At 61.5% G+C, this 11,924-nt stretch carries 12 protein-coding genes; 6 read left to right on the top strand and 6 right to left on the bottom strand.

Annotation, left to right across the window (positions count from 1 at the left end; all coding sequences use genetic code 11):
* Positions 1-13: 13 nt before the first annotated feature.
* On the bottom strand, positions 14-1,366 hold the full coding sequence (locus tag ACWGXF_RS14895) for an oxidoreductase (RefSeq protein WP_452102063.1): 1,353 nt from the start codon (positions 1,364-1,366) through the stop codon (positions 14-16).
* Positions 1,367-1,382: 16 nt separating this feature from the next.
* On the bottom strand, positions 1,383-3,398 hold the full coding sequence (locus ACWGXF_RS14890) for an FAD-dependent oxidoreductase (RefSeq protein ID WP_452102062.1): 2,016 nt from the start codon (positions 3,396-3,398) through the stop codon (positions 1,383-1,385).
* 155 nt (positions 3,399-3,553) lie between these two features.
* Here ACWGXF_RS14890 and ACWGXF_RS14885 point away from each other — a divergent pair, with 155 nt between their 5' ends.
* The gene (locus ACWGXF_RS14885; protein ID WP_012837515.1) at positions 3,554-4,327 is read left to right on the top strand and encodes a 3-alpha-hydroxysteroid 3-dehydrogenase; all 774 of its coding nucleotides are present in this window, start codon (positions 3,554-3,556) and stop codon (positions 4,325-4,327) included.
* A gap of 178 nt (positions 4,328-4,505) precedes the next feature.
* Positions 4,506-4,856, top strand: coding sequence for a steroid Delta-isomerase (locus tag ACWGXF_RS14880; RefSeq protein WP_452102061.1), 351 nt, complete (start codon positions 4,506-4,508; stop codon positions 4,854-4,856).
* 162 nt (positions 4,857-5,018) lie between these two features.
* On the opposite strand, the gene ACWGXF_RS14875 is transcribed toward ACWGXF_RS14880, so the two are convergent.
* From ACWGXF_RS14875 to ACWGXF_RS14865, 3 genes are all read right to left on the bottom strand, one after another.
* Positions 5,019-5,930 (bottom strand): bifunctional GNAT family N-acetyltransferase/nucleoside diphosphate kinase regulator, encoded by a 912-nt coding sequence (locus tag ACWGXF_RS14875; protein ID WP_256630012.1) that lies wholly within the window; start codon positions 5,928-5,930, stop codon positions 5,019-5,021.
* A 410-nt stretch (positions 5,931-6,340) separates the two neighbouring features.
* Complete coding sequence (locus tag ACWGXF_RS14870) at positions 6,341-6,781, bottom strand: acetyltransferase (protein WP_256630013.1); 441 nt, start codon at positions 6,779-6,781, stop codon at positions 6,341-6,343.
* 44 nt (positions 6,782-6,825) lie between these two features.
* Positions 6,826-7,737 carry a LysR family transcriptional regulator gene (locus ACWGXF_RS14865; protein ID WP_256630014.1) on the bottom strand — a complete coding sequence of 304 codons (912 nt, stop codon included), beginning with the start codon at positions 7,735-7,737 and terminating at the stop codon, positions 6,826-6,828.
* 108 nt (positions 7,738-7,845) lie between these two features.
* Here ACWGXF_RS14865 and ACWGXF_RS14860 point away from each other — a divergent pair, with 108 nt between their 5' ends.
* Both ACWGXF_RS14860 and ACWGXF_RS14855 read left to right on the top strand, forming a co-directional pair.
* Positions 7,846-8,613, top strand: a complete 768-nt coding sequence (locus ACWGXF_RS14860) for an SDR family NAD(P)-dependent oxidoreductase (protein ID WP_452102060.1) — start codon at positions 7,846-7,848, stop codon at positions 8,611-8,613.
* Between the two features lie 148 nt (positions 8,614-8,761).
* Positions 8,762-9,163, top strand: coding sequence for a GFA family protein (locus ACWGXF_RS14855; RefSeq protein WP_256630015.1), 402 nt, complete (start codon positions 8,762-8,764; stop codon positions 9,161-9,163).
* Positions 9,164-9,235: 72 nt separating this feature from the next.
* On the opposite strand, the gene ACWGXF_RS14850 is transcribed toward ACWGXF_RS14855, so the two are convergent.
* Complete coding sequence (locus ACWGXF_RS14850; protein WP_012837522.1) at positions 9,236-10,048, bottom strand: enoyl-CoA hydratase; 813 nt, start codon at positions 10,046-10,048, stop codon at positions 9,236-9,238.
* Positions 10,049-10,156: 108 nt separating this feature from the next.
* Here ACWGXF_RS14850 and ACWGXF_RS14845 point away from each other — a divergent pair, with 108 nt between their 5' ends.
* Together ACWGXF_RS14845 and ACWGXF_RS14840 are read left to right on the top strand one after the other, a co-directional pair.
* Entirely contained in the window at positions 10,157-10,948 is a 792-nt protein-coding gene (locus ACWGXF_RS14845; RefSeq protein ID WP_256630016.1) for an SDR family oxidoreductase, read from the top strand.
* 18 nt (positions 10,949-10,966) lie between these two features.
* Complete coding sequence (locus ACWGXF_RS14840) at positions 10,967-11,911, top strand: Zn-ribbon domain-containing OB-fold protein (protein WP_452102059.1); 945 nt, start codon at positions 10,967-10,969, stop codon at positions 11,909-11,911.
* Positions 11,912-11,924: the final 13 nt, after the last annotated feature.

Genomic DNA, 11,924 nt, shown 5'->3' with positions numbered 1-11,924 from the left:
TGAGCCTTACGGCTCAAGCCAAAGGGTGGGTCAGTTTGAGATGGAAATGGCGGGTCAGTTTTGCGTGGAAATTAACATGGCCGCGCAGGGCGGCGACGCGGGCGGCTTCCATACCCGAAGGGCCGCCACCGACGATCAGTACATGCTTGGGCTTTTCGGCAAAGGTGATGGTCTTGGTCGCCTCGTGGCCGGTCTGTGCGTTGACCGCGCACTTGATGCCCTTGTTGATGAAAATCTCGCTTACGCAGGCATAGCAATAAATGCAGGGGCGCACGCTCTGGGCGGCGTTGGCTTGCAGTTTGTTGGCCAGGTCGGGGTCGGCCAGCAGCTTGCGGCCCATGGCCACAAAGTCAATCTCGCCATTGCTGATGGCGGCGGCGGCGGCATCCAGCTCCCAGCGGCCGGCCGAGATGATGGGAATGCCGACGGCCTTTTTGATGCCGGTGGCAAATTCGCGATAGGCATTCTGCTTTTGCGGAATCGGTGCATCGGTGAAGGCCGTGCCTGTGGGCAGGCGCGCATAGGCCGAGACGTTGATGGCATCCACGCCCAGCTCTTCGCAGAGCTTGGCGGTCTTGAGCGCCTCGTCCATGGTGATGCCGCCGGGCGTGTGCATTTCTTCTGCGTCGATGCGCACCCAGATGGGGTAGTCAGCGCCCACGCGCTCGCGCACGGCAGTCAGCACCTCGCGCAGCAGGCGGCTGCGGTTTTCATAGCTGCCCCCGTATTCATCGACACGGCTGTTGAAAAAGGGAGAGAGGAAGTTGGCGATCATGTAGTTGTGCGCGCAGTGCACTTCCACAGCATCGAAGTTGGCCTGCTTGGCGCGTAGGGCGGCCGCAGCAAACCATTCCACCATCTGTGCAATATCGGCCTTGTCCATCACGCGGTAGCGGTCGGGGTAGGGGCCAACCCCCACAAAGGTCGAGAACTCCTTGGGCGTGACGGTGCGCATGGCTTCGGCCACAGGGCCGTCGGGCGGAATCGAGGACACCCACATCTCGCGCCCGTGGGTGCGGTCATTGGCAGCGACCTTGCCGCTGTGATTGATCTGGATGGCGACTTTGCCGCCGTGCGAGTGAACGCGGCGCGTGACTTCAGCCAGACCGGGGATGAAGCTGTCGTTGGAGATGCCCAGTTGGTGCGGCTCGCTGGTGCCGGTGGGCCAGGAGATGGCGGCCGTGCCCATGATGATGAGGCCGGTGCCGCCCTTGGCACGCTCTTCGTAATAGTCCTGGGCGCGTTCGCCGCAGATACCGTCGGTGCCGCCGTAGTTCTCGCCCATGGGGGCCATGATGATGCGGTTCTTCAGCTCCATGGTGCCGATACGGCCCGGCTCCAGCATTGATGCGTGGGGATTGCTCATTTTGTTTCGCTGTCTCCTATAGTTTTCGGCCGAGTTCGGCCCCTTCTTCGATGGCGCGCGCTGCATCAATTTTGTGGGCATTGCGCGCGCCCCCAATCACTGTGTGCGCAATGTTTTGTGCTTGAAGTCTTGATGACCAGGGGTCATGTGATTCCTGGCCGGCGCAGACCACGATGTTGTCCACGCTCAGGCAGCGCTGCTCGCCGCGTATGCGCAGGTGCAGGCCGTTGTCGTCGATGTGGATGTACTCCACATCGTTGAACATGCGTGCGCTTTTGTTCTTGAGCCGGGCGCGGCGAATCCAGCCCGTGGTGGTTGGCAGGCTGCTGCCCATGGCCGCCTTGCTGCGCTGAAGCAGCCAGATCTGACGCGGCGAATCGGCTTTCTCGCTGGCCTTGATGCCGCCGCGTTGCTCGCGTTCGGGGTCGATACCCCATTCGCGGTCAAAGGCGGCCACGCTGCCGTCGTCGGCCTTGTGATAGGCCAGCAATTCGGCCATGTCAAAGCCCAGCGGCCCCGCGCCCACGATGGCCACGCGTTCGCCGACAAAGCGGGGGCTGCGCAAGGCCTCGATATAGTCCACCACCTTGGAGCTGTTCTCGCCCTCGATGCCGCTGCGTCGCGGTGTCACTCCCGTGGCCACGACCACGTGATCAAAGACGCTCAGGGTGTCGATGTCCGGTGTGGTGTTGAGTCGCAGTTCTATGCCCAGGCGCTGGATTTCATGCTCGAAGTAGCGCAGCGTCTCGCCCAGCTCCTGCTTGCCGGGCACCTTCTGCGCCAGAAAGAACTGGCCGCCGATGCGGATGCCGGGCTCGAACAGCGTCACCTTGTGGCCTCGGTCGGCCGCCTCGCGCGCGCAGGCCAGTCCTGCAGGTCCAGCACCGAGTACGGCGATCTTGCGCGGAACTGCGGCTTTTTCCTGCGGCCATTCCCATTCGCGGCAGGCTCTGGGGTTGACCAGGCAGCTGACCTGCTGGCGCGTGAAGATGCGATCCAGACAGGACTGATTGCAGGCAATGCAGGTGTTGATGGCGCTGCTCTGGCCCGCCTGCGCCTTGCGCACAAAGGCCGGGTCGGCCAGAAAGGGGCGAGCCATGGCCACCATGTCGGCATGACCCTGGGCAATCAGGTCATCGGCCACTTCGGGGGTGTTGATGCGGTTGCTGGCCGCCACGGGGACACTGACTGCCTGCTTGAGTTGCTCGGCAGCCCAGCTGAATGCAGCGCGCGGCACCATCATGGCGATGGTGGGAATGCGCGCCTCATGCCAACCCACGCTGGTGTTGAACAGGTTCACGCCAGCGGCTTCCAGCTGGCGGGCCAGGTCCAGCACTTCCTTCCAGTGGCTGCCATGCTCGACCAGGTCCATCAGAGACAGGCGAAAGCTGATGACGAAGTTCTCGGGCACAGCCGCGCGTATGCCCTGCACGATGCGCAGCGCAAAGCGGCTGCGGCCGGCGGCATCGCCGCCCCATTCGTCGGTGCGGAAGTTGGTCAGCGGCGCCAGAAACTGGTTGATCAGATAGCCCTCGCCGCCCATGACTTCCACGCCGTCATAGCCGGCTTCGCGGGCCAGGCAGGCGCAGCGCACATAGTCGGCAATGATCTGCTCGATCTGGGTCGCGCTGAGTTCGCGCGAGCTGCGGTTGCTGAGCCTGGAGAGCACGCTGCTGGGCGAGACGCCGCCGCTGCCGTGATCGTAGCGGCCCACATGCAGTACCTGCATGAGGATATGGCTGCCTTCGGCATGCACGGCGTCGGTGATGAGGCGGTGCCGGGCCGCCTGCTCTGGCGTGCACAGCGTGGAGAACTCGGCATGCTCGGGCATTCCCAGTGCGTACTCGTTGACGCCGAAGCCCCCGGTGACCATGAGCTGCAGCCCCTCCCGGGCACGCTCGGTGTAGAAGACCGCCAGCTTTTCAAAACCCTGCGCCTGATCCTCCAGCCCGGTATGCATGGAGCCCATCAGAATCCGGTTCTTCAGGGTGATATGGCCGATGGTGATGGGCTGGAAGAGATGGGGATACATGGCTGAATTTCCTCACGCGCAGATGTTGTGCCAGTGTAGGAAGGGCCACGGTAAATTTTCCCTAGGGGAATTACATCGTCCGTTTGCATGTAGTCTGAGTTTTCATGATGGGCTTAGATGTGCGCCATCACCACACAGACAAAAGGAAACAAGACATGTCCATCATCGTGATGAGCGGCTGCGCCACCGGCATTGGTGCCGCTACGCGCAAGGTCCTGGAAGCGGCCGGCCACCAGATCGTTGGCATCGATATACGCGATGCGGAAGTGATTGCCGATCTCTCGACGGCCGAAGGTCGAAAGCAGGCGATTGCCGATGTACTGGCGAAGTGCAGCAAGGGCATGGACGGCCTGGTGCTGTGCGCCGGCCTGGGACCGCAGACCAAGGTGCTCGGCAATGTGGTTTCGGTCAATTATTTTGGCGCGACCGAGCTGATGGATGCTTTTCTGCCGCTGCTGAAACAGGGCCGGCAGCCCGCAGCCGTCGTCATCTCGTCCGTGGCTTCCGCGCATCTGGCTTTTGACAAGAACCCACTGGCACCGGCACTGGAGGCCGGCGAGGAAGCCAAGGCTCGCGCCATTGTCGAACAAGCGGGAGAGCAGGGCGGCAATCTGGCCTATGCGGGCAGCAAGAATGCCTTGACGGTGGCTGTGCGCAAACGCACCGCAGCCTGGGGCGAGGCCGGCGTGCGTCTGAATACCATCGCCCCTGGCGCGACCGAGACTCCCTTGCTGCAGGCGGGCCTGCAGGATCCTCGCTATGGCGAATCCATTGCCAAGTTCGTGCCTCCCATGGGCCGCCGAGCCGAGCCGTCCGAGATGGCGTCGGTCATCGCCTTTTTGATGAGCCCGGCCGCAAGCTATGTGCATGGCGCGCAGATCGTCATTGATGGCGGCATTGATGCGGTGATGCGTCCGACACAGTTCTGACATCTCCTGAGGCGCTTTGCCTTGGTGGCCCTGCGCCTTTCCTCTCTCTGCAGGAGGGCAACGACGGCCTCGCCGCAAGGCGGCTTTTTTGCTTGCTGCCCCGTTTGGGCATTGCCGGTTTTCAACGGCACTTGCTAAAAGGATGATTTGAGATGAATACCCCAGAACATATGACGCCGTGGTGCAGCGCTATGTGGCTGCGCTCAATGCCGGCGATCTGGACGGCATCGTCGCGCTGTTTGCCGATGACGCCACGGTGGAAGACCCCGTGGGCTCCGAACCCAGGTGCGGCACGGCTGCGATTCGTGCGTTTTACGCCAACTCGCTCAAGCTGCCGCTAGCGGTGGAGCTGACGCAGGAGGTGCGCGCGGTTGCCGACGAGGCGGCCTTCGCTTTCACCGTCAGTTTCGAGTATCAGGGCCGCAAGACCGTGATTGCGCCCATCGATCACTTTCGCTTCAATGGCGCGGGCAAGGTGGTGAGCATGCGCGCCTTGTTTGGCGAGAAGAATATTCACGCCGCCGTCTGATGCGAGTCAGGCACTTGACTGCTTCTGATATGGAAGCAGTCTTCGCCTGATTTAAAAGGATTACAAGACTCTTTGAATCTGAAATCCATTGATATAAAGCGGGAGATGCTATTGATTTTGTTGTTCAAGGCGGTGCAGCGAATGCCCCCAGCCTGAGCCGGCTTACAGATGGAAGTGCCCGGCTGCCTCGGGCTGGTAGAGCACTTTCTCGATCCGGATATGGCAGGTGCGATCGAGAATCCGCCAGTCGATGCGGTCTCCTTCCCGACAGCCCAGAATGGCCGTGCCCACGCCCGAGAAAACCGAGAGCCTTCCTGCACTGTCATCGGCATCCTCGGGGTAGACCAGGGCCACTTCGACGGCCACCTCATCGAGGCGCAGCAAGGCTTTGGAGTTCATCGTGACCACATTGCGCTGCACCTGCCGGGCATCGACGACGGCGGCACGCTCGATTTCATGCTCCAGATCGACCGCTTGCGACTCCCATTCCAGGGCGAGCAGATCCCTGATGCGTGCCTGATCCACGGCGGTGATGCAAATGCCGCCCGCCGCTCCCGGCAGCCCGGCGCGCAAGCGCTGGAGGTAGCGCTGCGCCGTCATCGCATAGGACTTGAGTGCGGGCGTTTCACTCTCCAGCACAAAGCCGTTGTGCGCAAAGGCCTTGAGCGAGCGCGTGTTGTCGGCATGGATCCTCGCAATCAGTCTTTCGGCACGCATGTCGAAAAAGGCCAGCTTCATGCCCTCGTGCAAGGCGCTGGCGCCGAGCTTGCGCCCCCAGTTGTCGCGCTTGCCGATGACCAGCACGATTTCGCAGTCCGGTCCATTGCGGATCAGGCGCACGAAGCCCACGGGCAGGTCGTCGCGGTCGTAGGCCATGAAGAAGCGGCCGCCCTGATTGAAGAGATGGGTGAGTATGGGCAGCTGAACCCGGTCGATGAGCTGCTCTATGTGACGCGAGACATGGCGCGAATCGCTGAGGTGGCGCACGACGTCTTCGTCGCTCAGCCAGTCCATCAGATTCAGTGCATTGGCCCGCGTGATTTCCGGGCACAGGGATATGAAAGGCTTGCTCATCTTCAACACCGTCGGTTGCAAGAATGAAAGCCTTTCATGGCCACGGCGCGGGCCATGACGGTTCTTTCGACACAGTCGTCGATTCTAGGCAAGCAGATTCTGCTGCGCAGGCGCAGCGCTGATCTCGCATCTCTTTGCTCGGTCTATGGCAAGCCTGCGGTGTGGCGTGCGGCGCTTGCCCCGGAGCTGGAGAAGCCATGGCGCCGGCGCTGCAACACAGCAACTGCCGACGGCTGTCGATGCTCTGTATTCAGAAGCTGCTTGCGCTTGACTGCATTCGAACTTCGAATGCTTTATGGTCATGATCAATAAAAGACAGGCGCAAGATGCTCTTATTTAGATAGCATTTGAAGCGCTGAATATTGCGATCCGTGCCGGGTCGACGCGCGTAGTCCAGCCAGGCCGGCCATTCAGGGATCGGCGTATTTGAGATGGATGATCGGGTAGGCGCGGCCTTGTCCGTCATGCGGGGAGCGGCCCGTGCGCTTGAAGCCCAGGCGCTCGTAAAAGCCCACTGCCTGAGCATTCTGCTCATTCACATCGGTGCTCATCTCGGGATGCAGTGCCAGGCCGTGGCGCACCAGCGCCGCACCGAGGCCCCGGTGTCTGAAAGCGGGGTCCACAAACAGCGCTTCCATATGGCCCTGGTCCATGAGCATGAAGGCCAGGGGATGGTCCTGCTCGTCGACGGCGAACCACAGCGGGGCGTGTGGCAGAAAGCCGCACACCATCTCATCAATCTCGGCGCGATCCTGCGGACTCAGAAAGTCATGCGTGGCATCAACGGCCTGGCGCCAGATCTCGATCGCTCGTGCCCCTTCGTCGGGGCGGGAAGCTCGAATGGAAGTCATCGCCGAATTATGCATATGCACCATGCTCGCCCTGGGGCCAGGCATCAAGAGCGGTCCATGCCTGTCAGATGGGGCGCCAGCACCTCGGTGATCCAGTTCAGGAAGGCAGTGACCCGCGGCGCAATATGTCTGCGATGCGGGTAGAGCAGGGACACCGGCATGGGCGCCGCCTTGAAGTCGGGCATGACCTCGACCAGCAGACCCTGATCCAGCAGATGGCGCGCACCCCGGACGGGTGCCTGAATCATGCCCAGACCGGCAAGGCAGGCTGCCTGGTAGGCATCCGTACCGTTGACCACCAGGGCGCTGCGCATGGGCTGCAGCGCGATTTCCTTGCCGCGCTGGTACTCCCAGCCCGCGCCATGCCGCCCGAGCTGGTTCGCATAGTGAATGATGCGGTGCCGTGACAGATCGGCCAGTGTTGCGGGCGTGCCGTGGCGCTCCAGATAGGCGGGACTGGCCAGATTGCACATCTCCATTGCACCGATGGTGCGGGCGATCAGGTCGGTATCTGCCAGCGGGCCAATGCGCACCACACAGTCAAAGCCTTCCTGCACCACATCCACGCGGCGGTCGCTGGTGCTGATGCCTACTTCCAGCAAAGGGTGGGCCGAGAGGAATTCGGGCAGTTTCGGAATGACGACATCCCGGGCCAGAGAGTTGGGCATATCGATGCGCAGACTGCCTCGCAGCCCGCTGGCGGCAGGCTGGAACATGGCTTGCAGCTGTTCCAGGTCGGCCATGAGTTCCTTGCTGCGCTCAAGGAACTGCTCGCCATCGGCGCTCAGCCGGACATGCCGCGTGGTGCGTTGCAGCAGACGGGTTCCCAGCTGCTTTTCCAGCTGCTGCACCACGGTAGACACACGGCTTTTGGTCAGCCCGAGCTGCTCTGCGGCCTGGGTGAAGCTGGAGAGTTCGGCAACCCGGGTGAACACATGAAGCGCATTGAAATCCATGGCTTTATTGTATTTTCAAAGTGAACAGTGCGATCTTTTTCAAAGTGTTTATTCATGAATGGAGAACACCTAAAGTGCTGGCTTGTTGACATCCTCCATGAGACCGACATGCAAGCATCTGCACCCCGTATCGCATTGATCACCGGCGCAAGCCGTGGCCTGGGCCGTAGCGAAGCCCTCAAGCTGGCCGAGCTCGGCGTTCATCTGATCATCACTTACAAGGACAGCGAAAGCGATGCGCAGGAGCTGGTATCCCGCATCGAGGCACAGGGCAGTCGCGCCGTGGCGCTGCGCCTGGAAGTTGGTGAAAGCAAGAGCTTTGCCGCATTTGCCGACAGCGTCAGGCGCGTGCTGGCTGATACCTGGCAGCGCGAACAGTTGGACTATCTGGTGAACAATGCCGGTATCGGCCTGGTGGCGCCGTTTGCCGAAACCACGGAAGAGCAGTTCGATCTGCTCGTCGATATTCACCTCAAGGGTACGTTCTTTCTGACGCAGAAACTGCTGCCCCTGATCCGGGACGGCGGACGCATCATCAATACTTCGTCCGGGCTGGCACGCTTCAGCCTCCCCGGCTACGCCGCCTATGCGGTGATGAAGGGCGGCATTGAGGTGATGACGCGCTATCTGGCCAAGGAGCTTGGCGCACGTGGCATCGCCGTGAACACCATTGCACCCGGCGCCATAGAGACGGATTTCGGTGGCGGCGTGGTGCGCGACAACGCGCAGCTCAATGCCCATATCAGCGGCCTGACCGCCATGGGCCGGGCGGGGCGCCCCGACGATGTGGGTGCCGCGGTTGCCGCATTGCTTGCCGATGGCAACAACTGGGTCACGGGCCAGCGCATTGAAGTGTCTGGTGGCATGATGCTCTGAGCGTATGCCGGGCAACTCCATTCGGAACGCGGCCTTGCCCGGCAGCGCCGGGACGGTCAAGGCATATGGGATGCATGCAGACACGCAGCGGCAGATATTCGATGCCTGCGGACCAGGTGTTGGGGATAGAGGATTTGGAGACTGAGTCGTGCCCGAGAACTATCTGGGAAGCTGTTTATGTGCAAGAGTCGGTTACAGGCTGCTGTCGCCGCCCAGGGCTGTGACCCACTGCCATTGCGGGCAGTGCCGCAAAAGCCATGGCTCCGCGTTCGCGAGCTATGGCGCCGTACCGCGCAAGGATTTGTGCATAGTCTCAGGGCAGGGCGACATCAAGTCCTATGCATCGTCGGCTTCCGTGCACAGGCAGTTTTGCCTGCACTGCGGCTCATCCCTGTTCTGGTCCAGACAGGCCGGTGACTGGGCCGACTGGATATGTATCGCACTGGGCACGCTGGACTCGCCTTTTTCGGCTCTCAAGCAAAAGCATGCGCATCTGGAGTCGCAGCCTTTGTGGTCAAGCTTTGCCGGTGGCTGCATGCGCAATGACTGAGGGCCGCCTTAGCCCCTCGGGCTGCTGCACAGGCCTCGTGCAAGGCGATGTTGCGGCCCTGGCTTGATGCGCTCACTCCCCCTTGAACACCGGCTGGCGTTTCTCAATGAACGCATTCATACCTTCCTTCTGGTCGCGGGTCGCAAACAGGATCTGGTTGGCCTTGCGCTCCAGCATCAGGGCGGCATCAAGCGATGCGTCCATGCCGGCAATCACCACTTCCTTGATCTGCTCCACGGCCAGTGGCGGCATATTGGCAATCAGTTTTGCCATTTTCAGCGCCTCAGGGATTACCTGATCGTCTGCACAGACTAGGCTGACCAGACCCATGGCATAGGCTTCGTCGGCGCTGACGGGTTTGCCTGTCAGCAGAATGCGCATGGCCTGGAACTTGCCCACGGCGCGCACCAGCCGCTGGGTGCCGCCGATACCGGGCATGATGCCGATGCGAATCTCGGGCTGTGCAAAGCTGGCCCCTTGCCCGGCAATGATGATGTCGCAATGCATGGCCAGCTCGGCTCCGCCGCCAAAGGCATAGCCGCAGACCGCTGCAATGATGGGCTTGGGGCACTTCTCAATGGGGGCCCAGACGCGCTCGGTGTGGCGCTTCATGATCTCTATGGGGCCGCAGGAGTCCATGCTCTTGATGTCGCCGCCTGCCGCAAATACCTTGTCGCCGCCGGTCAGAACGATGCAGCGCACGCTGGCGTCTGCGCTCAGCTCGGCGAAGGTCCTGGACAGCGCAGCCTGCAGAGAAAGACTCAGCGCGTTCGTTGCCTCGGGGCGGTTGAGCTGAACGATTGCCACGCCATGGTCCTGATGCCGAACCAGTAGCTCTCGCTGCGCGGTGTCCATGTTTTCAATAGCGGAAAGCGATGCCGACATAAGGATTCCCAGGGAGTTGAACAGGGACGATGGTCGTTTTCAAGGGATGGAGCAACATCGTCCTTTTGGACGTATCTGCTGCTGGTGCCGAAACCTAAATTGGCAGGCATGGATACGAACAAAAGCTTTCAAGACAAGGTAGTGCTGGTCACTGGCGGCACCAAGGGCATCGGCAAGGGCATTGCCCAGGCGTTTCTCGCGGCAGGTGCCACGGTAGTGGTGTGCGGTCGTCAGCAACCCGAAGCGTTGCCAAGCATCAATGGCCGCAGCGCAGACTTCGTTGCATGCGATGTGCGCGAGGCCCAGGCCGTCAAGGACATGGTCGATGAGGTGCAGCGCCGCCATGGCCGTCTGGACGTTCTCGTCAACAACGCCGGTGGGGCCCCCCATGTGGATGCCGCTACGGTGTCTCCGCGCTTTCATGAAAGCGTGCTGCGTCTGAATCTGTTCTCGACCTTGCACGCCTCTCAGGCCGCCAATGCCGTGATGCAGCAGCAGGATGGCGGTGGCGTGATTGTCTGTATCGGCAGCATCAGCGCGCTGCGTCCTTCCCCCGGTACGGCGGCCTATGGAGCGGCCAAGGCCGCAGTGCTGAGCCTGGTCAGTTCTCTGGCCGTGGAGTGGGCGCCCAAGGTGCGTGTGGTGGCGGTCAGCCCCGGCCTGGTGCGCACCGAACAGTCGCACCTGCATTTCGGGGATGAGGCGGGGATTGCCTCTGTCGCCGGGACCATTCCTGCGGGTCGTCTGGCCGAGCCCGAGGACATTGCCAATGCCTGTCTGTATGTGGCTTCCGAAAACGCTTCTTACATGAGCGGCACCAACCTGCTGCTGCATGGCGGTGGTGAGCGCCCTGCATTTCTGAGCGCATCGAACTCGGAATCCGTGCAACAAAAACACTGAATTTCAAAGGAGACAATCTTGACCGATCAAGACTGGATGGCAGGGGTCCGCGCATACGTGGGCAAGCAATACGGGCGTGTCTATGCCTGGGACAAAGTCAACAGCCCCATGATTCGTCAGTGGAGCGAGCTGATGGGGGTGGCCGTAAAGACCAACAAGGATGGCAAGACCATTGCACCTTCCGCGATGCTGCAGGTCTGGTGCATGGAAGGGCCGGTGCAGAACAACTACCCGCCAGGCTCCACGACAGAGAATCCTTATGAAGTTCTGAAGCTGATCGAAGCGCACGACTTTCCTTCCACCGTGGCGGTGAATTCCGAGCTGAGCTTCGAGCGCGATGTGCTCGAAGGTGAAGACCTGTACTACACGACACGCCTGGAAGCCATCAGCGAAGAGAAGACCACGGCCCTGGGCACGGGTTACTTTGTCACGCAGATCATGGAGTACTTCTCGATCAAGGCAGCGAACGGCGAAGACGAGAAGGTCGGCCAGTTGATGTTCCGCGTCTTCAAGTTCCGTCCCGCCAATGCGCAAAAGGCCGATCCCGCGCAGGCTGCCGCCCCGAAGATCAAGCGACCCGCACCAGGCGTGAGCGATGACAACCGTTTCTTCTGGGAAGGCCTGAAGGAAGGCAAGCTCCTGATTCAGCGCTGCAAGAGCTGCGGCGATCTGCACCATCCACCGGGTCCCGTCTGCCCCAAGTGCCATTCGTTCGACTGGGACACGGTGGAGGCCAGCGGCAAGGGCACGGTGTACTCGTTCGTGGTCATGCACTACCCCGAAGTACCGCCTTTCGACCACCCCAATCCCATCGGTCTGGTGGAGTTGCAGGAGGGCGTGCGTCTGATTGCCCAACTGGTCGGCGTCAAGCCCGGCGAGGTGCAGATCGGTCAGAAGGTGCAGGTTGAGTTCAACACCTTCGACGGTGATCTGACTCTGGCCCAGTTCCGTCCCGTGGGCTGATGCGAGGAGACCG

Source organism: Comamonas sp. HJ-2, from assembly GCF_053615495.1.
This window is presented reverse-complemented; position numbering and strand designations above follow the sequence as displayed.